The organism is Nostoc sp. DedQUE07 (assembly GCF_034530975.2).
Lineage (GTDB): Bacteria > Cyanobacteriota > Cyanobacteriia > Cyanobacteriales > Nostocaceae > Nostoc.
Window position 1 is genome coordinate 63,240 of record NZ_JAVRCC020000020.1, and the last position, 24,691, is coordinate 87,930.

Sequence of the window (24,691 nt, forward strand, 5' to 3'; positions counted from 1 at the left end):
TGAATTATGAATTGAATTTAACTCATAATTCTTCACTTCTAACTTTTTAGATGCCACTAACAATTGTTGTCAAAATCGGTACTTCCAGCCTAACTCAACCAGAAACGGGACAATTAGCACTTTCTACCATCGCTACATTGGCGGAAACACTCTGCGATTTAAAACGCCAAGGACATCGGGTGATTTTGGTTTCTTCTGGCGCTGTCGGCGTGGGTTGTGCGCGGTTGGGTTTAACTGAACGTCCTAAGGCGATCGCACTCAAACAAGCTGTAGCAGCAGTTGGACAAGGTAGGTTAATTCGGGTATACGATGATTTATTTAATACTTTACAACAGCCGATCGCTCAAGTATTACTGACTCGCAGCGACCTAGTGCAGCGCAGCCGCTATCTCAACGCCTACAATACTTTTCAGGAACTATTAGGACTGGGAGCGATCCCGATAGTCAATGAAAATGATACCGTAGCAATAGACGAACTAAAATTTGGTGATAATGACACCCTTTCGGCATTGGTTGCCAGCTTAGTAGAAGCAGATTGGCTATTTTTGCTCACCGATGTCGATCGGTTGTACTCAGCCGATCCCCGTTCCGTGCCCGATGCGCGGCCGATCGCTTTAGTGAGTAGCATTAAGGAATTAACTCAATTACAAATACAAACAGGTTCCCAAGGTTCTCGGTGGGGTACTGGTGGGATGGTGACAAAAATTTCGGCTGCGAGGATTGCGATCGCAGCGGGAGTGCGTACCGTAATTACCCAAGGGCGATTTCCCCGGAATATCGAAAAAATTATCCAAGGCGAATTGATTGGGACGCATTTTGAACCGCAACCGGAACCAACTTCGGCGCGTAAACGTTGGATAGCTTACGGACTTGTACCTGCGGGGAAATTGTATTTAGATGAAGGTGCGATCGCGGCAATTTCTCTAGCAGGAAAATCGTTATTAGCAGCTGGAATTAAGTTAGTAGAAGGAGAGTTTGACACGCAAGATGCGGTGCAATTGTGTGACACGAACGGTAACGAAATTGCCAGAGGACTTGTAAATTACAACAGCAATGAACTGCAAAAGATTTGTGGGCGTCATTCACGAGAAATTTCCACAATTTTAGGCTATGCCGGTGCAGAAACCGTGATTCATCGGGATAATTTGGTTTTGACCTAGTAAAGTCAAGCGAGTAAATTAAAGCAAAAATTGAAACAGACATGGTTATTTACACTGAAGACAAGTGTATACTATAATTGATGCTAACGACTTTATATGCTTTTAGACTAAAAGTTTGAAGCTATATATACTTAGCCTACTTGTGTAAGCTAGTAACCTTATAACGGTTTCTGATCTAGTGAGGTATGTTTTCAAAGCTATTAACCTTACTAAAAAAGATTTGTGTGTACTTCAATTGCTTAGGAAACGCTATATAAAGTTAATTTAATTAACCCAATTCATTTAAGTAGCAGATGCAGGATAATTCTGAAGTTACGTTAAATTGGTTTGAATCTTATGATGACTCCCCAGAAGAGGAATCATATACGATAAATGAGTATGAGATAACAACATCTCCTAATGATTTTAATACTCGAACAATGTATGATTTTATGGAATCTGGTGCAATTAAGATCCCGGCTTTTCAGCGTAACTATGTATGGGATATTAAACGAGCTTCAAAATTAATTGAATCTATTATTATTGGTTTACCTATTCCACAAATATTCCTGTATGAAGAGTCAAGAAATAGTTTTCTTGTGATAGATGGACAGCAACGCCTGATGTCCATTTTTTATTTTATAAAGCAAAGATTTCCGAAAAAAGATAAAAGAAATTTTCTGAGGAGAGTGTTTGAACAAAATGGTAAAATACCTGACAACGTTCTTAATGATGATGAATATTTTACGAGCTTCAATCTACAGTTACCTGTAAACACACCTTCACAACCAAATAAATTAAATAAACTTAATTATTATACACTTGCTGAATATAAATTTGCATTTGATTTAAGAACCATTCGAAATGTTTTTATTAAGCAAAACTTTCCTGAAAATGATGATTCATGTATATATGAAATATTTAATAGACTTAATTCTGGCGGTGTCAATTTAAAGCCTCAAGAAATACGAATGAGTCTTTACTATTCAGACTTTTACACAATGCTCTACAAACTGAATACTCTTCCAGAGTGGCGTAAAATCATTGGTGTGAATGAACCAGACTTGAATATGAAAGATATTGAAACCTTGTTGAGAGGATTTGCAATATTGATGGAATGGGAAGGATATCAATCTTCAATGGTTAAGTTTCTTAATGATTTTTCCAGGAAATGTAAGAAATTGAGTAAAGAACAAATAAATTATCTTGAAATTTTATTCAACTCTTTCTTACTAACCTGTTCAAATTTACCTGAAAAAGCTTTTTATTTAAAGACAACGAAGAAATTTAATATATCTATGTTTGAGGCTGTGTTTTTTGCTCAATGCAGCAGTGCATTTAAAGAACAACGCTTAGTAGAAAGAAAGATAAATTCTGAAAAGCTTGAATCTCTAAAAAATGATGCAGAATTTATAACAGCTATTCAATCTCAGACAACAAGTAAAGAAAACGTAAAAAAAAGGCTTGAAAGGGCAATGAGTATTTTGTGTGAGCAAACACTATCTTGAGGTAAAATGGGAGACACTATTGTTGATCGCATATATAAAGATAACTTAGAATTACTCGAATATCTGAACCAGCAAAAAGAAATATCTTTTGCTAGTCAGTTCGACGTAACTTTTAAAAAATCCCTTTTGTTGTCATCAGCAAGCTTTTTTGAGGAAGAAATTTGTAAAATAGTTCAGGCTTTTGTTGAGCGTAAGACTAGTAATGATAAGTGTATAACTTCTTTAGTTAAACGGAAAGTAATTGAAAGGCAATATCATACTTATTTTGAATGGGATGCCAAGAATGCAAATAAATTTTTTGGATTATTTGGTGATGACTTTAAAAATCAATTATTACAAAAAATAAAAAAAGAGCCTAGATTGGATATGGCGATAAAAGCTTTTTTAGAGTTAGGCAATATAAGGAATTGTCTAGTTCATCAGAACTTTGCAAACTATACAATTGATAAGACTGCCCAAGAAGTATATGGCTTATATCAAGAGGCTATGATATTTGTGCAATGGCTATCTGATAATTTTGATAATTCATAAATTTTGTCAGCGCATTTAGTTTGGATCAAGGAAGTATAAATATCCAGGCTAAAAGTTTTCTACAGTAGTGATTCAGTGATTTTTATGATCTACTTTATTCAGCCATCCTGATTTCAGCCAATCTTACCGCCCCCCATAAAGGCGCATCATCCCCTAGAACCGCCGGCACAATTTCAAAATCCACTTCCGGCAAAGCCGTCTCCCGCGCCACCTGACGCACTACCCACCAGAAATCCTCCCCCGCTTTTGTCACACCGCCTCCCAACACAAAGCGCTGCGGATTCATCAGATTCGCCACATTGCCAATACCCACACCCAACGCCCAAGCAGCCTTGTGTAAAACTTCCTTCGCCAAATCATCACCAGCCGCCGCCGCCTCACTTACCAACTGTCCCGTCAACAACGTTAAATTATCCCCCACCAAACCCCTCAAAATCTCTCCATCTCTAAGTCCTTTGCGCCTCTGCGGTTCTTTTTCCAAAATTTCCTTAGCATTTTGCGCCATATAAGGCCCCGAAGCCAAACGTTCGACACATCCCCGCTTCCCACACAAACAAACTGGCCCAGCCGGATCGACAACGATATGTCCAATTTCGCCAGCCATCCCACCAGCACCCCGCCAAGGCTGGCCATTGAGTATCCAACCACCGCCCACCCCAGTGCTAACCGTAATGTAAAATAGGCTATCGTATCCTTGACCAGCGCCAAAGCGGTGTTCGCCCAAAGCAGCAATATTGGCATCATTATCTACACCAACAGGAACGCCAAACTCTTCTTCCAACAAGGCTTTGAGAGGAATATTTTCCCATCCAGCCACATGATGAGATAGTCGCACCATCCCTATGGAAGCATCAACCGGGCCGCCAAAGCTAATACCGATCGCAGCAGGTTTTGTGTCTTGCAGCAGAGAGTAAATGAGCGATCGCATAATTTCCAAGTCAGTGCTAGCATCTGCACCTACTGGCGAGAGACAACGTTCATAACGCAACCACTTTCTCGAACCGATATTGACTGTTGCTGCTGCCAGCTTAGTTCCGCCAAAATCGAGAGCTAAAATTAATGTCATTCACTCACCTTTTATTACACCATCACACAACGTAGTTTCTTTCTGAAGAAAGATGTTTGCACTCAAGATACATTTAACACTAGAAAAACTACATTATTATTTAGCAACTTATGACTTCCGATCAACCCGATCCACTTATTGATTTCTCTCACGCCAAAGAACCTCCTAGCTCTCTTGATGTTAATACTCAAGAGGCAGATCCCATTGAACCAGAAGAAGTTACTGGAGAGAGTAAGCAAAATCCCACTCCTGATGATTTGAATCGCGAAGATGATGAAGATCCCAGAATCGGGGGTAGTCAAATAATCAGTGGGAATATTTCAGCTGGATAAATAGTTACTCATTTCTTTGTGAGTTGAGTACTCCATCAATAAACTGTTGTAATCGTTCATAATGTGAACCTTTCCAATAAATGCGATCGCAGTCTTGGCAACGCTGGAATCGATCGATCTGCGATCGCACCTTTTCTGGCACTTGTTCAATAATGGATTGCTTATCTACAGTTTCTAATAATCCATTGCAACGCAAACACCGTTTAAATGGTGCAATTAATTTAAATAAGTCGAAGCGTTGCAGTACTTCTATGATTTGTTGTTGAGGGTTAGTATTTCTAACATAATACCCATGCGTTACCAGACTACGCATTAATAGTCCTTTATCACGAGTCAAGAGAATCCGCCCTTGACTGGAGGATATTTGGGCTAATTTCTCATCCTCGTAGTCATTGCGGTACAAAGTATCAAAGCCTAAAAGTCGTAGAGATGTAGCAAGCTTGCCTAAATGAATATCTACAACAAAACAAATAGTACTGAGCGGTTCTGGCAAAACAGAAATACTTGGTATAATAACATTCCTAGCTGAAATTGGATAAACATTGATAATGTCTCCATCAGAAACTATGTAAGAAAAATTTACATATTCACCATTAACATTTAGAAAATCAACTTCTGGATGAGGGACACCCAACGACTCAATCATGTCTTTAATAGAGGCTTTTTCCTCAAACACATGAGAGATTCTCACCTGTTTGTGATGCCGTGGTAAAAAATGATTCAATTCTGCATGAAAGTAGAAATATGCGATCGCCATAGCCACAGATATTCGGATTACCCTACTGGCAACAATTTGTCACAATTGCAAAACTTTATCTATTGTATTGAAAGAATCAATACTTCCTCAAGTGAGCTATCTCCACTATAAAATGCCCATTTTCCTTGATTTAGTCAACCTTCTAGAGGCAGCAAAGGCTCGTGGAATTATAAAGATTCTCAAATACTTGCATTTATTATTGAGTTCAGTTACAGTCAAAGCAGATGCATATAATCAAACCCTGACATACGCTTCAGGAAGTTAGATTAGATAAAAGGGTAAATAACAGGTTTGTTAATGTTGATGTCAGTAACGCGGCTAGTGATTAGTCATTAAGTTTTAACATTAACTTGTAACGCATGAAGTATAGGGCACTAAAGCATTTACCCCTAGTTTCAGTGTTTTTATTTTTCTAATCTAATTGAGAATTATTTGCAATATTCTGGAATGGATAGATATATTAAAAGTAGATAGTAGGAATAACTTTAATAATCTATATCTAGCTATTCCACATCTATCTTTAGAAATACATTTCTCAGAAAACACAAAGAATTATATTTTTATATGTAAAAACAGGATTTGTAACTAGCTATGAAAATAATTTCACCAAAACTTTAGAAAAATATCTTACTACTAACAATATTTTGGATTGTAGTATTAGCTACATTGATATTATCAGCAAGTTAATCCTTGGTAATTCTCCAAGTAGCTTTTTGCCTATGTACAAGGTTTAATATATTTGATTTTACCAAAGAAAGTAAGTTCAGAAAAGCCGAGTTTCAGCAAGTGAAAAATTATAAAATACCAAATAACAATAAAACTAGATACAAAATTAACGCCAGTCATACGGAAAAATATCTCTTGACACTGTTTATCTTTATTGTGGAGAATTTATTAACTGGGAAGACCTCAATTGATAATGATGTTATAAAGTGGCTACCTAGTTTTAACTCGGAAATGAATATTGTTCTTTTTTATCTCCTTGAATCAAGGATATTGTATCTAAGAACACAATTGTATTTTGTAATACCTTTTGTCCAAAAAATATGCTAATGAGTACAACGAGATGAACACTTTTTTTTGTTCTGATGATTCGCGGCAAGTAGGAGAAGATGTTATTGGTAGTGCCACCAATTATCAAACTTATATTTTAGTTGAGTGTCCTTTACCTTGGACATCAGAAGCCTTTAACTCCAAGTGGGTGCCTCAGAATTTGAGGATTTTGGTAGAAGAAGTAAAGCGTGCAAAACTGCCAATTAGATTTCTTCTAATTGCTAATGATTTATCACACAAGGTAAATCACACTACGCTTTTGATTTATCAAAAAGAAGAGGGGCTAAGTAATGGATACCATAAACAGGAGTTTCAGCTAGCAAATATTGAGCAAGTAGCAGGAGTTGTCCAAAAATGGATATGGGGTATCGATTCTAATTTGGAAGTAGAAACTAGTACAACTAGAGATATTTTAGTTTGTACCCACGGCAGCCATGATAAGTGTTGTGCGAGATATGGCGCTCCTTTTTACTTCCAAATAACAGCGAGTAAAGCTGATTTGTGCTTAGATAATGTGCGAATTTGGAAATCATCGCACTTTGGTGGACATCGGTTTGCACCAACAGTTATAGACTTGCCAGAAGGAAGATACTACGGTCGTCTCGATCGAGATTCATTTAGATCGATTTTGACTCGTACTGGTGATATTCAATGCTTACATCAAGTCTATCGAGGCTGGGGAATTTTGCCTGCTGCACTTCAGGTTTTGGAAAGAGAGTTAATTCTCTATAAAGGATGGGATTGGTTTAATTACAAAGTTGCAGGCAAAATTTTAGAGCAAAGTTTAGACAATAATACTATCTTAGCTGAAATTAGTTTTGAACAACCTTGTGGTTCTCTCTATACTTATCAGGCTAAACTTGTAAAAGATGAAACGAAGACTCAACAACTGAAAAGTTCATGCAATGCGACACGAGAGTTAGTAGTTACTAAATATGCTGTTGGTAGTTTTTGGATTACCTCTAGTAAGGTAATGAGTTATAGTACGCAGAAGTAAAGAGAGAGTTTTTAAACGCAGAGGAACGCCAAGAGAAGCGCAGAGGAACGCAGAGTATTACTAAATTTAGTTTGCTACAAATTAATTCGCTATACAAATTCGTAATAAAATCTTTGCGTCTTTCTGCGTTTAAATTTCAAATCAAGATGAAGCCATATTTAAGACTTTTCGTAACAGTATTTGGTCTTCTAATTTGGCTTTTAAACGGCCATTTTCGATATCTCGAATCCAGCTTTGGCTTTTACCTGTAAGTTTTGCCAATTCTCTTTGGGAAAGATTTAAATTTTTTCGCGCCTGCAAAATCTGTTCGCCTAGCAAATCGTTTGTAGCTTTGGGCTTCTTTTTGGCTTTAGCAGTTCTTGTTTTCTTTTTTTCCGATTCTGAGATTTGCTGTTCCCATTCTGGCGGCAGTTCAAAAGCCAAAATCCGCGCATTCATTAGCAGATTCCATTTACCACGGGGGCCTGTGTCTGTGAGGCGAGTTTCAGCACCACCGTCATTAGTCCAAAATTCTAATGCTTCATCTGGATCTTCGGGAAGATCGATTAATTTTGCCCACAAAGGTTGAATTTCTGGTGGGTAAGTAACTGGATCGAAAAGTGGTTTCATTCCATAGTGATTGAGAATTTCCAAATCGCTTTCAAAGGTTCGCAGCAGACGTTTGCGTTCTTCTCGTTGTCTGGATGCAAGGGCGACTTTTTCCTCACCGTAAGCAATACGCAGCAAGGTAGGAATGGTGATGCGTTGTTCCTTGCCCATTTTGGTTTTAAACAGCAACCACAGCATTAGTCGAACTGCGCCTTCATGTTGCTGCCAAATACTCATGACTGTGGTTAGTAGTGTTTTAGGGAGACTGCCATATTGATAGAATGCAGTTCGCTCTTTACACGCTTGTTTGTTTAAGAAATATTGCGCCCATAAACCTGCTTTGACTTTAAAAGTTAGGCCAATCAGATATTTGCATCCGAGATTGTCTTCTTGGAAGTGGTGCTGAATATCTACTAAGTGCCATAGGCGGCTACCGACAAGAGAAAATCCATTAATTCGGCCTTGTTGCGGCCAGTCAATGGAGATCGTCAGGGAGCAAGCTTGCTGGACAAGATTTTTCATTAAAGCTAGCTTGGCTGCTTTACTTAAGTCTTTGCGCTTCTCCATCCCCAAATATTTCTCGATTTGTCGCTCATCGATTGCAAATTCTTGCTCCCAAGGTTGCTCTAAAGCTGTAGCGTAAGCTGCAAAAATTAGATGTATGCAAGCGGCTCTGATATCAAGCCCTTCAATTGCTGCTATATCTGTAGCCTTGTCGTTAACTTTTAATGGATCTTGGATGTGAAAAGCGATCGCACCTCGGCCTTGATTGACTTGTCGGCTATAACTGATGTACCCTTCTTCATCGGTTTCCCAATGTAGGGATGTGCGCTGCGCTAATACATTACAAGCTTCCCAAATTGCGATCGCTGAAGCAAATGGATTATTCTTGCCGTTAGAAAACAAATCTAAACTGGTAGAATCTCTCGGTTCAACTTTGCATCTCCCCTTTTTCGCCTGCCAAGGAATGGGAGACTTAGTTGGACAAGCTATTACACATTGTGGTTCTGAATAAAAGCCCTCACAATTATTACAAAGACCAGGATCGACCCAATATTCATTGTCCTCTATTCTGATTGCACCCGTAGGACATTGGGGGCGGCAGTTGTCACATCCAACGCAACTGTTGTTAGGAATTGTATAAGGCATTTGGCTCTTTTCCCACTCTAATCGTTGAGATGTCTGTCTCAGGTCTCCCCTGGATGAGTCCTGTCTATTCATGACTCGCTAGCACATAATCTTTCTAGCGAGAATAATTTTTCTCGCCCATTCACTCCCCACATCCATATTTTGACTTTGCATCCAATCGGAAGCTATTTAAGGCTTTTAAACCGAGCTGGACAAAACTTATTTATTAACTATACATTTCATGAAAAAAATGATGAATTTGTTCGTACAGAGCTTAGAAAGATATCTTAATATTCATTTAATTAGGTATTGAATGAACATTTGAGCTTTAACCATAAATTGTTTTGAGAACATATTTAAGCCTGATACAATTGGACTTTATCTGATTTATTAATAATTTTAATATTTAAGACACGCTCGGTTTCTGCCATAAAAATCACAGTTACTTTATAAATTGATTATGTTTGCTTCATAAATTCATTATATTGATTTAAATGTAAAACCAATATTTATTTTGTCATCATTTATATAAATAGTTGAATCAGAACGACTTGCAAATTGTTGCTTTGCAAAATACATATTGCATATATCAAAATGTAATTAATGAACATTTATTTTTGTATATATGCATACTGTTTATCTACATTTCTTTGTCTAAAGCTAAAAGTAGTTGAAAAATAATATCATCACTTTTATCGATATCCTTGCGTTTAGATCGGGCTTTAGCGACGAGGGTAGGTTTTAAACCTGTAATTTATGCGTTTCTTTTTTCTATACTTTGCATGGGAATAGCTGATTAGCGGCTGCTGCCTCCAGTCAGATATTGAGTCAGAGACTCAATGAATGCATTCTTATGCTCCGCATAGGAACGAGGTAAACTTAAGCATTCATAATGATTATTGGCAATAATTTGCATTTATTTTTGATTTAAAAAATAATTTTTCATTGTGTTCAAAGTTATCGATTTATTATCAAGCGAAAGTGAGTTTTGAATACAAAAAATAAAAATATTAGGATAATATGATGATTAATGCACAAACAGATTGATAGGCAAAATTGCCAAGGGATTATTAATGGCACAACTAACAGGTTTGACGTTTGGCGGTAAAGCTTGGACACCAAAATTCGCTCAAGAAATTGACAAAGATAAATGTATCGGCTGCGGCAGATGTGTTAAAGTCTGCGGGTACAATGTGCTAGGTTTGAAGGCACTCAATGAAGAAGGTGAATTTGTAGACGACGAAGACGATGACGAAATTGAACGGAAAGTAATGGCAGTTACTTCTCCAGAAAACTGTATTGGTTGTGAAGCGTGTTCGCGGATTTGCCCGAAAAATTGCTACACCCATGTTGCAGTAAATAATTAGAATTTTTAGAGTTAGTCCAAATTGTTGTTAATTCAAGGAGGCACTGTTTGTAAAAAGCGCAAATGCGCTAGGCAAGGTAACTTGAGGGGAATACTAAGTATTTACTGCAACTAATAAATAGTTCCCAGTAAACAAATCCGTAAATTGCAAAATGTCAGTTATTAACAAATTTAAACTTGCTGCTAATATAGCCTAATCAATATTAGGCCAACAGTGCCCTCTTGGAACAACGAGCTTTTTTGAAAGCAGGGGGCTAACTTTTTCATAGGAGTTGAAATATAGTTTGTATTTTTTTGGGAGAAAGATATGGAAAAAATCTGGAAGTTTCCCCCATTTTTAATGGCTGCACGTTAGAAAGTTAATAAGTGAAAAGGGAAAAGGGAATTGGGACTGGGGAATAGGGACTAGGAAGACAAAAAATAGTTTTTCTAATACCTAATACCTAATACCTAATCCCCAGTACCCAATACCCAGTACCAATAAAAGACTGTTTACACAGGTAGCATGTATGCAACAAGTTCCTGTTTCATTATGGACTCTGGTTGCTGGGATAGTAGTTACAGCAATCAGCATTTTGATCGGTCACAACCACACTCTCATGCCGGTGCAGGCATCGCTACAAGCGCCTTTGGTAGACGGTTTTTTCAACGTCATGCTTACCATTGCGATCGCACTCTTCTTGGTGGTAGAAGGAACAATTGTAGTTTTTTTGGTTAAGTTTCGTCACCGTCGCGGTGATGATACCGATGGTTTGCCAATAGAAGGCAACGTTCCCTTAGAAATCTTTTGGACAGCAATTCCCACAGTGATTGTCCTCGGTTTGGGCATTTACAGTGTAGATGTTTTTAACCGAATGGGCGGCTTTGAGCCTGCTGGTCATCCTCATTCAGCAGCTCATGTTGCTCATATACCGGGGAGTGCTTTGGCAGCTACATTAAGCGATACTGAAGCAACAACTGCCCCAGCAATTGCCCCAACAATCGGTATTGGCGCGTCTCCTCAAACTCTAAACAAACCAGCCGATTTAGTTGTTGATGTCAAAGGCATACAATACGCTTGGTTATTTAATTACCCTGATAGTGGCATTACCTCTGGGGAATTGCACATACCTGTCGGTGCTGATGTCCAACTCAACCTTTCAGCACAAGATGTAATTCATTCATTTTGGGTGCCAAACTTCCGCCTGAAGCAAGATGCACTTCCCGGTATCCCTACCGAACTGCGATTTGTCGCCACCAAACCAGGTACATATCCCGTAGTTTGTGCTGAATTGTGCGGTGGTTATCACGGTTCAATGCGGACACAGGTAATTGTCCACACTCCAGAAGAATATAATAACTGGCGGACAGAAAACCAGATTGCTCAACAACAAAACTTAAATCAAGTTGTTGCTGTTAATCCAGCCAACTTATCAACATCAGAGTTTCTCGCGCCCCACACCCATGATATGGGAATCAGTGCAGCAACTCTAGAGTCAGTAGTCATGAGTCATTAGTCATTGGTCATTGGTCATTGGTCATTAGTCATTAGTTATTGGTAACTGACAAATGACAACAGACAAATGACAAAGGACAAAAAGACAAAAGACAAATGACAAATGACAAAGGACAAAGGACAAAAATATATGACACAGGTAGAATTTCCACGAAATACTCCACCAGAAGGAAAGAAACCGGAAATGGTGGCTGGCCACGCTTCCCATCCGAAGGCGTGGAAATGGCAAGACTATTTTACATTTAATGTTGACCACAAGGTTATTGGTATTCAATACCTGGTGACAGCGTTTGTCTTCTATCTCATCGGCGGACTGATGGCTGTTGCTCTCCGTGTCGAATTAGCAACACCAGATGCAGACGTACTCGACCCCAATTTGTATAACGCTTTCATGACCAATCACGGGACGATCATGATCTTCCTGTGGATTGTTCCTAGCGCCATTGGGGGATTTGGTAACTATTTAGTGCCGTTGATGGTTGGTGCTAGGGATATGGCGTTTCCGAAACTGAACGCGATCGCTTTTTGGTTAAACCCACCAGCAGGTGCGCTCATTTTAGGTAGTTTCATTTTCGGCGGTTCCCAATCTGGTTGGACAGCTTACCCACCTTTGAGCTTGGTAACAGCACCAATCGCTCAAACTATGTGGATACTTGCGATCGTTTTGGTGGGAACTTCCTCAATTTTGGGTTCGCTGAACTTTGTAATCACCATTTTGATGATGAAGGTTCCTAGCATGAAATGGGATCAAGTGCCCTTGTTTTGTTGGGCAATCTTGGCTACCTCTCTGCTGGCACTTCTCTCCACACCTGTATTAGCAGCCGGTTTAGTTCTGCTGTTGTTTGACCTCAACTTTGGCACCTCTTTCTTTAAACCAGATGCAGGCGGTAACGTTGTAATTTATCAACACTTATTCTGGTTTTATTCTCACCCGGCAGTATATCTAATGATTCTGCCCATCTTCGGCATCATGTCGGAGGTAATTCCAGTTCACGCCCGCAAGCCAATCTTTGGTTATAAAGCGATCGCTTATTCTAGTGTAGCCATCTGCGTTGTCGGTTTGTTCGTCTGGGTACACCATATGTTTACCAGTGGCACACCCGGTTGGATGCGGATGTTTTTTACCATCTCTACTCTTATAGTTGCAGTTCCCACTGGCGTGAAGATTTTTGCCTGGGTTGCTACCCTTTGGGGTGGTAAAATCCGCTTCACAGGTGCGATGCTTTTCGCCATTGGTTTGTTGTCCATGTTTGTTATGGGCGGCTTAAGCGGTGTGACGATGGGAACAGCCCCCTTTGATGTTCACGTCCACGACACATATTATGTTGTTGGACATTTCCATTACGTTCTGTTTGGCGGTTCCGTGTTTGGCATTTACGCCGGTATTTATCACTGGTTCCCCAAAATGACCGGACGAATGTTGAATGAAAACTTGGCACGCATTCACTTTGCCCTTACCTTCATCGGCACGAATCTCACCTTTTTACCCATGCACGAGTTGGGTTTAAAAGGAATGCCGCGAAGAGTGGCAATGTATGACCCCCAATTTATCGACCTCAACCAAATTTGTACCTTTGGTTCATTTGTTTTGGCGATATCGGTAATTCCTTTCGCCATCAACATGATTTACAGTTGGTTGAAAGGGCCTTTGGCTAGTGATAATCCTTGGCAAGCTTTGACTTTAGAATGGACAACTAGCTCACCACCTGCAATTGAAAACTGGGAAGTGTTGCCGGTTGTAACTCATGGCCCTTATGACTACGGTCAGGAGCATAGAACTGAATTACAGTCATCAGCGACGCCGGAAGCTAGTGCTTAGGTAGTAGAGTGAGTAATGCGATCGCACTCAAAGTCACTAAAACCTCTAGTCATTAGATTTGAGAACTCCCAACTCCAAGCTTGGAACCCAAAACTTCAAGCTTGGAACACGAACGCCCGAATCAATAAGGGACTTCCAACTAAAATAAATATCCTATCTTAGTGTAGGCAGGGGGGCAGGGGGCAAGGGGAGAAAGAAAAATACGATCTGAGTAAATTGGATAATTTATTTTCTGGAAGTCCCTAAACGAACGCCCGAATTCAATAAACGGACACCCGAATTCAATAAACGGACGCCCGAATTCAATAAACGGACACCCGAATTCAATAAACAAACGCCCGAATTCAATAAACAGACGCCCGAATTCAACAAATGGACGCCCGAATTCAACAAACGGACGCCCGAATTCAGAACACGAAACTCGGAATTTTCAAAATTCCTGAACAAGTTAAGAGTTTGGCTAAACAAGAATTTTGGATAAAGAATGGAAATTTTGCCACTTCAGACTTCATTCTTTATTCAAACTTCCACAACAAGACAGAGTAGATCGTATTGTCAAAAAATCTATGACTATAGCTACAACCACAAGCGAAGAACACAGTGCAGGACACGAAGAACATCCAGATTTAAGAGTCTGGGGATTGTTGACGTTCCTCGCTTCTGAATCCCTAATGTTTGGGGGATTTTTTGCCACCTATTTGTTTTTCCGAAGCAGTACAGCCGTTTGGCCTCCAGAAGGAAGCGAAGTAGAACTACTTGTGCCGACGATTAACACCATTATTCTGGTGTCTAGTAGTTTCGTGATTCACTTTGGTGATACGGCGATTAAAAAGAATAACGTCAAGGGAATGCAACTGTGGTACGCAATTACTGCAATCATGGGGGCAGTTTTCTTAGGTGGTCAGGTTTATGAGTACTCAACATTAGGGTATGGTTTGACCACCAACGTCTTCGCCAACTGCTTTTATATCATGACTGGGTTCCACGGTTTGCACGTTTTTGTGGGACTGTTATTGATATTACGCGCATTGTGGCGATCGCGTCTTCCTGGTGAATATTCTGCAACCAATCATACTTTCATCGAAATGACAGAAATTTACTGGCACTTCGTAGACATTATTTGGATTGTCTTATTCACCTTGGTGTACGTTCTCACTTTGTTTTAACAAAAGTTAGGAGTGAGGAGTGAGAAGTCAGGAGTTAATAAGTTATAACTTCTAACTTAGAATTCACAACTTCTAACTTCTAACTCCTAACTCCTCACTCCTAACTATCCAAGAGTTCATTATGCAAGCTAATACAAATAAATTCTCATGGTTTCAGGTTCCAGATAATATCAAAAACCTATTAATTTTAGCTGCAAAAAGCTGGGAAAATACATCAGAATCAGAAAAATATATTCAACAAGCTTTAGACCAAACTGGTGAAAATACAGATGTCTTGGTAGCAGCATATAGATTTTTCTATTATAAAAATAATTATTCTTTTGCATTACAAACAACAGTCAAATTATTAGATAAAATTAAAGAACTAGAAAAACTTCCTGATGACTGGGAGCAACTTCAGCCGATATTAGTCAATCGCAAAGAAGACCCACAAATTCGATTGTACTTAAATGCTTATGCTGCTTCTGGATTAGTGCTAGCAAAGTTAGGAGAAATTGAGCAAGCTAAAGAAATCAGCACCAGAGTCAAACAGATAGACGAAAAGAATGATTTTGGTTCTGGTATTCTGCTGGATATTCTGACACGTCCAGCAGAAGAAGACGATTAATTAGTCAATGCACTTCTCTGTAAAAGAGTGGGGGGACAAGGGGACAAGGGGACAAGGGGAAAAACCATAGCAATGCCCAATACCCAATGCCCAATGCCCAATGCCCAATGCCCGATGCCCAATGCCCAATGCCCTTTTTGTGAAAATCATGAACAATTGGTTATCTACCAAATCCTATTCCTTATTAGGAGCAAGTACTGATAGTAACTCTATCATTCCTCCTATTAACATACCTACTAAACTGCCTGTAGGTAACATTCCTAATGTCTCACCGATCATTGTGATCCAATCTTCGCCACTATCAATTTAAAAATTATGAAAGGTAGGGATTGGCTGCTAACAGGGGACGGTCAGCATCAAGCTTGTAAATCTGTAAGAGCCTGGGATTTATTGAGAGAAAATTACCGCCTTTATCGGTTTTTAACTGAGGTGGAAGATGTTCTCAATAGCAGCGACAATGAAACCAATTGTCTGCCAGAAATTCGGATGCTTGTAAGGCGCTTAATGGTAAATTCCTACTGGGTGCAAAGTCAAAAGTTAGAACCTTCACCCAAAACGGGAAGCTCTGTTTTACTCCTATATGATGAATTGGGTTTTCCCTTAACTGTGCAAACAGTAACATTTGCACCGGGAACCCGTTCAAACATTCATAATCATGGGACATGGGGAATAGTGGCGGTGTTAAAAGGCCAGGAAAAAAATACTTTTTGGCGACGCACTAATAGCCCAGAATTTCAGGACAAAATCGAAGCAACGGGAGAGCTAACTCTCTTCCCAGGAGACATTATTAGCTTTACTCCCGATGCAATTCACAGTGTAGAAGCAGTGGGTGATGAACCAACTGTGACTTTCAATATTTATGGCGAAACCGATCCAAATGAGAGGTTTGAGTTTGACTTAGTTAGCCATAAAGCGAGGAATTTTTGATTTTATCGGTTCGTAGTTGGCGCTTTAGCGCAAAAGAGTAATTAGGAGATAGTTGAATGGCAAAGGTAATTTTCTATAGCAAACCAGGCTGTAAAGGTGGAGTTAAGCAAAAAGTTTTGCTAACAGCTGCCGGTCATGAGGTGATACCACAGAATCTGCTAAAAGAACCTTGGACAGTTGAACGGTTGCGTTCCTTTTTTGGCGATCGCCCCGTAGCCGAATGGTTCAATCTTTCCGCCCCCAAGATAAAATCTGGTGAGGTGGTTCCTGAAAAAGTGGATGAACAAACCGCTTTGGCGCTGATGCTGAAAGAACCACTGTTAATTCGCCGCCCTTTGCTAGAAGTAGGCGAACAGCGCGAGGTAGGATTTGATGTACAAAAGATTGATGCTTGGATTGGCTTACAAGCTGTAGATGAATCCTTGCAAGAAATCAGCGACAAGCTTCTGAAGCAAGATTTGCAAAACTGTTCCCACGGTAAAGATCATAGCCATCAACACCATAATCACTAGGCTGGCTGTAACCATCATGGCGAACAACATCAAAAGCAAGGCAGCTTGTAGTCATTAGATTTCTTGCAAAAGTCTATAAATAACACTCTAGCCCTGTCAAGGTAAAAAAGTAACCTTGACAGGGCTAGTACAGTATGGCGTAAATTGTCTAAAACTCTCACACAATGGTAATTACGAATTACACAAAGTGGTACTAGTCTTAGCCTTTAGCTAACTTCTTGTTGGATGTGTAGTAAACCTTACTACCAGTATCAGGTACAAAATGGCAGATGATACATGAATTCCACAATGACTTCCAAATTGATTCTTCCGCCTTGTGGAAATACTCACCCATCACTGGTTTGATTGCCTCAGTTGCCTTCAGCAAATTGTAGTGAGGGATGTTAAGGAATATATGGTGAGCAACATGAGTACCAATATCGTGATGGATATGATTAACCAAACCATAATCACGGTCAATACTAGAAATTGCGCCTTTGAGGAAAGTCCAATCTTCTCCACGATACCAGGGAAGCTCTGGCTCAGTATGGTGCAAGAATGTCACCAAATCTAGCCAAACTATAAATACAAGGTAGGGCACAGCGTAATATTTCAGCAACCACATCCAACCCCATTGGTAGGTGAGGAAACCCAGCAAACCTACCATCCCAATCAAAAGGACAGTGCTAGTGATAACATCCCATTTTTCCGATGATTTGAAAAGCGGACTACCGGGTAAAAAGTGGGAGCCTTCCTTATTAGGAGAACGCTTAAACAGATATACAGGATAAGCCAAGAGAAAAACATAATATCTGCCTATCTTTTGGGCTAAAGGCATCTCTTTGTATTGTGATTCGGTCACAGGATACCAGCTTTCATCGTTATCGATATTGCCAGTATTTTTGTGGTGAGTTCTGTGACTAATCCGCCAACCATGATAAGGAACAAGTATTGGTGTGTGAGAAAAATGTCCAATCAAATCATTGAGCCATTTATGCTTAGAAAAAGATTGGTGTCCACAGTCATGCCCGACTACAAACAAAGCCCAAAACATCGTTCCTTGCATTAGCCAGAAAATCGGAAAGAAAAGCCAAGAATCCAGGTAAGAAGCAACTGCATAAAGCAGACCGATAATCAAGATGTCACGAAAAAAGTAAAAAAGTGATTTTGTCACATTGGGCTGAAAGCATTCCGCAGGAATTGCAGCTTTTAAATCCCCAAGTGTGAAAGGCAATTTAGTCGTATCCTCAGACGTTTCAGAAGGAGGATTATTGAACGTGATGATGTTTGATGGCACTGGATTCTTTTGATTGGATATAAATCGGAACTTTAATTGAGACAAAATTATCTCACCTATAGGATGCCCACGAAACTAGCGATCGCTAACACCAAAGAAGGGAAACTTTGGCAATTTACCTAACAATTTTTAGTTAGTAAAAAGTCGCCAAATTCTATTTAAACACAGCATTATAAACGCTCTCGTTAAATTTAAGAGCGTGAGTGTAGTCACAGTGCTATTTATCGCTGTGTATAATGTTCGTCGAAAGTCTTATAGCCAACGTCAGTTGTGTATAGTTGACACTGGTCTGTAATCTGTTTCATTAAAGGCCAAGAAAACTGACACTCATCATGTAGATAAGGCTCCCAATTTTCTTTGATGCTGCTGTAAGCTAGCCGCAAATTATAAGAAGGAATCGCAGTGGAAATATGATGAGGGACATGAACATTGATATCGTGGCACAGTATTTCTACCCAGCGCGGATAATCGCAATGAATAGTGCCAGCTAGCTGTGCTAGAGCTTCGTTCCACTTGTTCGCTGTCGTAAAAGGAACATCTGCGGCAGTATGGTGAACAATAGTAAAAGTACTCATCCAAAAATGGTAAATCATCCAGGGTACTAGCCAAAACTTGACAAAGCCCCAGATACCAGTTGTAGCGATCAGAAGCGGGAAAGCGATCGCAGCAAATACAACTACTACAGCCACAGAAAGCTTGATACTCGATTGGTCTTTAGTTTTGAAGTTCCGCCAATCAAAATGCACCACAGCCCAATGTCCAATGGAACCTACCCACCAGAACCGTTTACGCATGAACAGTTCAAAAGCAGACTGTCGGGTTTTATCCCAATCTTCAAACACTTCTGGTCTAATGGGATGCCAAGCGTTGTCTTCATCCAGCTTGTTGGTATGAGTATGGTGATAATTATGCTTAATCCGCCAACTGTGAAAGGGGTAAATTAACGGCATCATGAAAAAATGCCCTACCAAATCATTTACCCAACGACGTTTGGCAAAAGACCGATGACCGCAATCATGGCCAATTACAAAAAAACCTGTTAAAGCAGTGCCTGTAAAAATCCAAGCTAGGGGCAAAAGAAACCAAGGAGTGATAATCAGGCTGTAATAGCCCAAGGCGACTGCCAAGACACTCAGCAGGACTTGTGTCCAAGCTTTGCGACGGTTCTGCTGAAAACATTCGCGTGGCAGGGTTTTGACAATATCTTTGAGCCGAAAGTCGGAATTACTAGGCTCATCACTTAGTTTCTGGCTATTAATTATTGATGTAGTCATGGACACCTAAAAAACAATAAACTCCTCCACCAAGTCACCAAAAAGTAACTTGCCGTAAAAATTCTTCACATTAGCGCTTCGGATTATAGCAACCTAACCGACACAAGCGCACCCGTAAGTAAATAGCTTTTTGAAAAGTTAGGAGTTAGAAGCGATCAATTATGAGTTAAAAAGGCTACACATCCTAACTCCTACCTCTTAACTAACTTTTGTTGGGGCCAACTTCACATTAGTAGCCAGACCAACTGCTTGTAACAATTGAACTGTCATCCAGGTTAAATCGATTTCCCACCATTCCAGCCCATGACGAGCTGAGTATTGAAAAGCATGATGGTTATTATGCCAGCCTTCACCGAAAACTAGTACGGCTACCCACCAGCAATTAGTCGATTTATCGCCAGAATCATAGCTCCGATAGCCAAATTTATGAGTCGCGCTGTTCACCAACCAAGTGCAGTGGTAAACCCAGACAATGCGAACAAAAATTCCCCAGACAACGAATGACCAGCCACCTAGAAGCAAAAGCAATACACCTAGAGCAACCTGGATCAAAATGAAATATTTTTCTAAAAACTGATAAACTGGGTCTTCGGCAATGTCTTTGGTGAAACGAGGAACATCAGCGTGAGCGGGACAGTAGTGAATCAGCCAATCCATGTGGCTCCACCAGAAGCCTTTATTCGAATCATGGGGATCGGCATCAGTATCAGAGTTTAAATGATGAATGCGATGTGTCCCGACCCACTCAATTGGGCCTCCTTGACACGAGAGTGTCCCAAAGAAAACTAGAAGATACTCTAGCCACTTGGGAGTTTGAAAACTGCGATGAGTAACAAGGCGGTGAAATCCGAGAGTAACTCCTAAACCACCTGTTATCCAGTACAGCAAGAAACCCACACCAACTGCTGTCCAGCTAAAGTTACCAGGAACAAAGGCAAATAAAGCGCCGATGTGGAGTCCAATGAAAAACAGGGTATTAACCCAGTTAACTTGAGGTTTGGTTGAAGTAGCAATTGTCATGCAGTAACCTGAATTTGAATTTTCCAGCCTAGTCTGCGCGATCTTAAAATCCGCATATCTATAATTTAATTTTTTTTGAAAGAGGAACTGATGAACAGCTTAGAACAGCTGCGGCAAGCAGAACAGGCACTATTAGAAATTTTTTCTGGAATTGACACTCAGGTCAAGCATAATCTAAAACGAGTGCTGGATGCTTTTCGTAATCACCGTGTAGGGGCACACCACTTCGCTGGTGTAAGTGGCTATGGTCACGATGATTTAGGCCGAGAAACTTTAGATAAAGTTTTTGCCGAAGTTATGGGTGCTGAAGCTGCGGCTGTGCGAGTGCAGTTTGTTTCGGGAACTCATGCGATCGCCTGTGCTTTGTTTGGTGTTCTCCGTCCTGGAGATGAAATGTTAGCAGTGGTCGGTTCTCCCTACGATACGCTTGAAGAAGTCATTGGTTTACGGGGTCAAGGTCAAGGCTCTCTAATCGAGTTTGGCATAAATTACCGCCAATTGGAGCTAACCTCCGAAGGAACTATAGATTGGCAAGCTTTAAGTACTAGTGTGGATGAAAACACTCGTTTAGTGTTAATTCAGCGTTCTTGTGGCTATTCTTGGCGACCTAGTTTATCAATTGCCGACATTGAAAAAATCGTTCATTTAGTTAAACAGCAAAACCCGAATACCGTTTGTTTTGTGGATAACTGCTATGGCGAATTCATTGAAACCAGGGAACCCACAGATGTAGGTGCTGATTTAATGGCGGGGTCATTGATTAAAAATCCTGGTGGCACCATTGTCAGCGCTGGCGGTTATGTCGCTGGTCGCGCCGACTTAGTGGAAGCATCCGCCTGTCGCCTCACTGCTCCCGGTATTGGTAGTTATGGCGGTGCTACTTTTGACCAAAATCGTCTGCTGTTCCAAGGTTTATTTCTCGCGCCGCAAATGGTAGGAGAGGCGATGAAAGGGACTTATCTTACTGGTTATGTATTTGATAAACTCGGTTATCCAGTGAATCCCGCTCCCCTGGCTCCCCGTGGAGATGTAATTCAGGCAATTAAACTTGGTTCTGCCGAAAAGCTAATTGCTTTTTGTAAAGCCATACAACAGCATTCTCCTATCGGTTCCTACTTAGACCCTGTTCCAGATGATATGCCGGGGTATGAGAGCCAGGTGGTTATGGCTGGGGGGACATTTATTGAAGGGAGTACTTTGGAATTATCAGCAGATGGGCCTTTGCGATCGCCGTATGTAGTTTATTGCCAGGGTGGGACTCATTGGACTCATGTAGCGATCGCCCTAGAAGCTGCGATCGATGCAGTTGGCAGTAATGGTTATTGAGAAGGCAGGAGGCAGGAGGCAGGAGGCAGAGGGCAGAAGGGAAACCCCATAAATAAATGCCAACGTATTTTAGAAGATTTGTTCGCTAGACAGGAGAACGACTAGTAATGAGCGATCGCCACACCACAACTGCTGCACGTCTCAATGTTTACACCCAAGGTCAAGGATTCCCTATTTTGGGCTTACATGGTCATCCTGGTACTAGTCGTAGTCTTTCTGTCTTTACCAATCATTTATCAAAACGCTACAAAACTTTTGCCCCTGATTTACGCGGATACGGCAAAAGCCGCTACAACGGCAATTTTGACATGAATGACCATTTGACTGATTTAGAAGCACTGTTAGACCGTTTGCAGATTGAAAAGTGCCTAGTATTGGGATGGTCACTTGGTGGCATTTTGGCAATGGAGATGGCATTACGTTTGCCAGAGCGCGTTACTGGGCTGATTTTAGTGGCGACAGCTGCAAAACCCCGTGGCAGTCATCCTCCGATTACTTGGCAAGATAATTTATATACTGGCATTGCTGCGCTATTAAACTATATAAAACCGAGTTGGCAATGGAATATTGAAACTTTTGGTAAGCGATCGCTTTTCCGTTATCTAATTCAACAACATACATCTACTAGTTACAATTACATCGCCAAGGAAGCAGTACCAGCTTATTTGCAAACCTCTCCAGCTGCTACTCGCGCCCTCTATAGTGCAATTCAATCAGGATACAATCGGCTTCTAGATTTAGAACAAATACAATGTCCTAGTCTAGTACTTGCTGGCGAACAAGACCGTCACATCACATCTGATTCCAGCTTACAAACTGCTCAACACCTCAACAATTCTCAGTGGCACTGCTATCCCAACACCGCCCATCTTTTTCCGTGGGAAGTTCCCCAGTTGGTGCTGAATGATATTGACCATTGGCTCGAAGAACATCCGCAGGTAATTCGTAATTCGTAATTCGTAATTAAACTGAGAGTCACAAGAATTGACTATAAAAGGTTTAGCCGTTACAGGTGGGGTCTAAATCTTCACCCGTAATGTAATTACGAATTACGAGTTATTAATAGTCAAAAATAGTGAAAAAATTTTGACTATTGACGAAGAAATGGAGAAGGAAGATGTGGTGACGCAATGAGTGAAAAAGACGTAATAACCCCCGTAAAAGAATTTTCTGTGTCTTTATATCTTTACGTCTTTGCATCAGAGCCTCCTTTTCATTCTCTGGCCTAACTTAAATTTGACCGCCAAAGGCAGGCTGTACTTTGCGGTCAAATCTTTCCCCCAAGTCGTCAGCAATTGTTAAGTTACTAGGTTTGCAACGCTTGACATTCACAATAATTCCCTGCGCTCCTTCAAGCTCTAAATCTTCTATGTATCCTTTACTTGCTAATGTTGCATCAGAAGAATTTAGAAATGGCCCGAAGTAATACGTGCAACGGGGATTCTGCGTCACAATCTCTACCCACCAAGCCAAGCCGAGGTAGTCGAATGTGTTAATTAACACTTCCTTGAGGTTATGCCAAATGGTTTTCATGGTTTTCGCTGATTTATAAACGTCTACAGGGTGTTAAACGATAGGGTACTTTATTATCTTTTACATTTCTTTATACTCTGTTACTGTTATTTTTTCAAAGAGATTTTTTGCAATTTATCTAAGTGCAGCGTATTTAGCGATCGCTGACGATAAATCTCATAAAGCGCCATACCTGCTGCTACAGAAGCATTCAGGCTGGGAGTCTTACCCTGTAGAGGAATCGATACTAAAAAATCACAGGAGCGCTGAGTCAACATACCCAGACCTTCACCTTCTGAGCCGATTACCAAAACGATGGGGCCAGTGAAATTGACTGTATGCAAAGGTTCGCTGCCACTTGCAGCTGTGCCGTAAATCCAAAAGCCAGCTTCTTTTAATTCTTCTAAGGAGCGGCTGAGGTTGACAACTCTAGCTACAGCAAAATTTTCTAAAGCGCCTGCTGCCACTTTCATGACCGTGGAAGTGATCCCAGATGCCCTTCTTTGGGGAATTACCAATCCTTGAGCGCCTATTGCTTCAGCTGTGCGAATAATTGCTCCTAAGTTGTGGGGATCGGTAATTCCGTCAGCCACGACAATTACAGCATCAGTTACAGATTTGCACTGCTCAATTAGATCGGCCAATTCCATGTAAGCGTAGGGAGCAATTTGTGCTGCCACACCTTGGTGATTAGCGCCGTTGGTGAGATAGTCTAAACGTTTGGGTTCAACCTCATCGATAACTGTGCCATTTTCCTTTGCTTGCAAAAGGAAATGGTGAAAGCTGGGATCGTACCGCAGACGGGTAGTAATCCACAGACGATTGAGATTGCGCTGATTTTGCAATGCACTCAATACTGGATGACGACCGTAGATGAGATCGTTATCTTCTTCTGTCGGTGTAGATACAGACGGCTGGGAGAAGTTGCTATTTCGTTGTCGCGAGTTCCCATAACTGGGGTTGCTATCTATTTTCTTGGGATTGCGATTCGGATTAACAACAGAGATGGTGTTGCCATCTACTTTTCTGGGGTTGTGAGTTGGATTCGCACCAGAGATAGGGTTACTATCTACTTTTCTGGGCTTGCGAGTCGGATTCGCACCAGAGATAGGGTTACTATCTACTTTTCTGGGCTTGCGAGTCGGATTCGCACCAGAGATGGGGTTGCTATCTATTTTCCTGGGATTGCGAGCCGGATTAGTAACAACACGTTTACCTTTAATTTTTACGGGTTGTCCACGATTTGGTTCGTTTGAAGTATTGACTTTTCTGGGTTTATCCTGCATTTGAGT

Annotated in this window: 22 protein-coding genes; 14 read left to right on the top strand and 8 right to left on the bottom strand. The window is 40.6% G+C overall.

Going from position 1 to position 24,691, the window contains the following annotated elements; all coding sequences use genetic code 11:
- The first annotated feature begins 50 nt into the window (after positions 1-50).
- From proB to RMZ95_RS17035, 3 genes are all read left to right on the top strand, one after another.
- The gene (proB, locus tag RMZ95_RS17025; RefSeq protein WP_322682813.1) at positions 51-1,160 is read left to right on the top strand and encodes a glutamate 5-kinase; all 1,110 of its coding nucleotides are present in this window, start codon (positions 51-53) and stop codon (positions 1,158-1,160) included.
- Between the two features lie 293 nt (positions 1,161-1,453).
- Entirely contained in the window at positions 1,454-2,647 is a 1,194-nt protein-coding gene (locus tag RMZ95_RS17030; protein WP_322682812.1) for a DUF262 domain-containing protein, read from the top strand.
- A 6-nt stretch (positions 2,648-2,653) separates the two neighbouring features.
- Positions 2,654-3,178 carry a HEPN domain-containing protein gene (locus tag RMZ95_RS17035; RefSeq protein WP_322682811.1) on the top strand — a complete coding sequence of 175 codons (525 nt, stop codon included), beginning with the start codon at positions 2,654-2,656 and terminating at the stop codon, positions 3,176-3,178.
- 94 nt (positions 3,179-3,272) lie between these two features.
- Here the strand turns inward: RMZ95_RS17035 and RMZ95_RS17040 are convergent, their stop codons facing one another.
- Positions 3,273-4,244, bottom strand: a complete 972-nt coding sequence (locus RMZ95_RS17040; RefSeq protein ID WP_322682810.1) for an ROK family protein — start codon at positions 4,242-4,244, stop codon at positions 3,273-3,275.
- A 110-nt stretch (positions 4,245-4,354) separates the two neighbouring features.
- Between RMZ95_RS17040 and RMZ95_RS17045 the strand changes: the two genes are divergently transcribed.
- A complete protein-coding gene (locus RMZ95_RS17045) occupies positions 4,355-4,576 on the top strand; it encodes a hypothetical protein (protein WP_322682809.1) in 222 nt (73 codons plus the stop codon).
- Between the two features lie 4 nt (positions 4,577-4,580).
- Here the strand turns inward: RMZ95_RS17045 and RMZ95_RS17050 are convergent, their stop codons facing one another.
- Positions 4,581-5,333 carry a Mut7-C RNAse domain-containing protein gene (locus RMZ95_RS17050; protein ID WP_322682808.1) on the bottom strand — a complete coding sequence of 251 codons (753 nt, stop codon included), beginning with the start codon at positions 5,331-5,333 and terminating at the stop codon, positions 4,581-4,583.
- 1,066 nt (positions 5,334-6,399) lie between these two features.
- On the opposite strand from RMZ95_RS17050, the gene RMZ95_RS17055 reads away from it, so the two are divergent.
- Positions 6,400-7,383, top strand: a complete 984-nt coding sequence (locus RMZ95_RS17055; protein WP_322674031.1) for a sucrase ferredoxin — start codon at positions 6,400-6,402, stop codon at positions 7,381-7,383.
- A gap of 141 nt (positions 7,384-7,524) precedes the next feature.
- Here the strand turns inward: RMZ95_RS17055 and RMZ95_RS17060 are convergent, their stop codons facing one another.
- On the bottom strand, positions 7,525-9,120 hold the full coding sequence (locus tag RMZ95_RS17060) for a helix-turn-helix domain-containing protein (RefSeq protein ID WP_322682807.1): 1,596 nt from the start codon (positions 9,118-9,120) through the stop codon (positions 7,525-7,527).
- Between the two features lie 1,052 nt (positions 9,121-10,172).
- On the opposite strand from RMZ95_RS17060, the gene fdxB reads away from it, so the two are divergent.
- From fdxB to RMZ95_RS17095, 7 genes are all read left to right on the top strand, one after another.
- Positions 10,173-10,466, top strand: a complete 294-nt coding sequence (gene fdxB / locus RMZ95_RS17065) for a ferredoxin III, nif-specific (protein WP_174710795.1) — start codon at positions 10,173-10,175, stop codon at positions 10,464-10,466.
- Positions 10,467-10,974: 508 nt separating this feature from the next.
- Positions 10,975-11,961 (top strand): cytochrome c oxidase subunit II, encoded by a 987-nt coding sequence (locus RMZ95_RS17070; RefSeq protein WP_322674033.1) that lies wholly within the window; start codon positions 10,975-10,977, stop codon positions 11,959-11,961.
- A 129-nt stretch (positions 11,962-12,090) separates the two neighbouring features.
- The gene (ctaD, locus tag RMZ95_RS17075) at positions 12,091-13,779 is read left to right on the top strand and encodes a cytochrome c oxidase subunit I (RefSeq protein WP_322682850.1); all 1,689 of its coding nucleotides are present in this window, start codon (positions 12,091-12,093) and stop codon (positions 13,777-13,779) included.
- 566 nt (positions 13,780-14,345) lie between these two features.
- A complete protein-coding gene (locus tag RMZ95_RS17080) occupies positions 14,346-14,945 on the top strand; it encodes a heme-copper oxidase subunit III (protein WP_322682806.1) in 600 nt (199 codons plus the stop codon).
- A 121-nt stretch (positions 14,946-15,066) separates the two neighbouring features.
- Positions 15,067-15,552: a hypothetical protein gene (locus tag RMZ95_RS17085; protein WP_322682805.1), complete on the top strand. Its 486-nt coding sequence runs from the start codon at positions 15,067-15,069 to the stop codon at positions 15,550-15,552.
- A gap of 315 nt (positions 15,553-15,867) precedes the next feature.
- Positions 15,868-16,479, top strand: coding sequence for a cupin (locus RMZ95_RS17090; protein ID WP_322682804.1), 612 nt, complete (start codon positions 15,868-15,870; stop codon positions 16,477-16,479).
- A gap of 56 nt (positions 16,480-16,535) precedes the next feature.
- Positions 16,536-16,991, top strand: coding sequence for an ArsC/Spx/MgsR family protein (locus tag RMZ95_RS17095; protein ID WP_322682803.1), 456 nt, complete (start codon positions 16,536-16,538; stop codon positions 16,989-16,991).
- A 199-nt stretch (positions 16,992-17,190) separates the two neighbouring features.
- Here RMZ95_RS17095 and RMZ95_RS17100 read toward each other — a convergent pair whose 3' ends face one another.
- From RMZ95_RS17100 to RMZ95_RS17110, 3 genes are all read right to left on the bottom strand, one after another.
- A complete protein-coding gene (locus RMZ95_RS17100; RefSeq protein ID WP_322682802.1) occupies positions 17,191-18,267 on the bottom strand; it encodes a fatty acid desaturase in 1,077 nt (358 codons plus the stop codon).
- A gap of 221 nt (positions 18,268-18,488) precedes the next feature.
- Positions 18,489-19,541: a fatty acid desaturase gene (locus tag RMZ95_RS17105; RefSeq protein WP_322661848.1), complete on the bottom strand. Its 1,053-nt coding sequence runs from the start codon at positions 19,539-19,541 to the stop codon at positions 18,489-18,491.
- Positions 19,542-19,739: 198 nt separating this feature from the next.
- A complete protein-coding gene (locus tag RMZ95_RS17110; RefSeq protein WP_322661850.1) occupies positions 19,740-20,561 on the bottom strand; it encodes an acyl-CoA desaturase in 822 nt (273 codons plus the stop codon).
- A 90-nt stretch (positions 20,562-20,651) separates the two neighbouring features.
- Here RMZ95_RS17110 and RMZ95_RS17115 point away from each other — a divergent pair, with 90 nt between their 5' ends.
- Complete coding sequence (locus RMZ95_RS17115; protein ID WP_322682801.1) at positions 20,652-21,887, top strand: methionine gamma-lyase family protein; 1,236 nt, start codon at positions 20,652-20,654, stop codon at positions 21,885-21,887.
- Positions 21,888-21,994: 107 nt separating this feature from the next.
- Positions 21,995-22,843 carry an alpha/beta hydrolase gene (locus RMZ95_RS17120; RefSeq protein WP_322682800.1) on the top strand — a complete coding sequence of 283 codons (849 nt, stop codon included), beginning with the start codon at positions 21,995-21,997 and terminating at the stop codon, positions 22,841-22,843.
- A 274-nt stretch (positions 22,844-23,117) separates the two neighbouring features.
- Here RMZ95_RS17120 and RMZ95_RS17125 read toward each other — a convergent pair whose 3' ends face one another.
- Both RMZ95_RS17125 and rlmB read right to left on the bottom strand, forming a co-directional pair.
- Entirely contained in the window at positions 23,118-23,420 is a 303-nt protein-coding gene (locus tag RMZ95_RS17125; protein WP_322674043.1) for a DUF1816 domain-containing protein, read from the bottom strand.
- A gap of 86 nt (positions 23,421-23,506) precedes the next feature.
- Positions 23,507-24,685, bottom strand: a complete 1,179-nt coding sequence (rlmB, locus tag RMZ95_RS17130; RefSeq protein WP_322682799.1) for a 23S rRNA (guanosine(2251)-2'-O)-methyltransferase RlmB — start codon at positions 24,683-24,685, stop codon at positions 23,507-23,509.
- Positions 24,686-24,691: the final 6 nt, after the last annotated feature.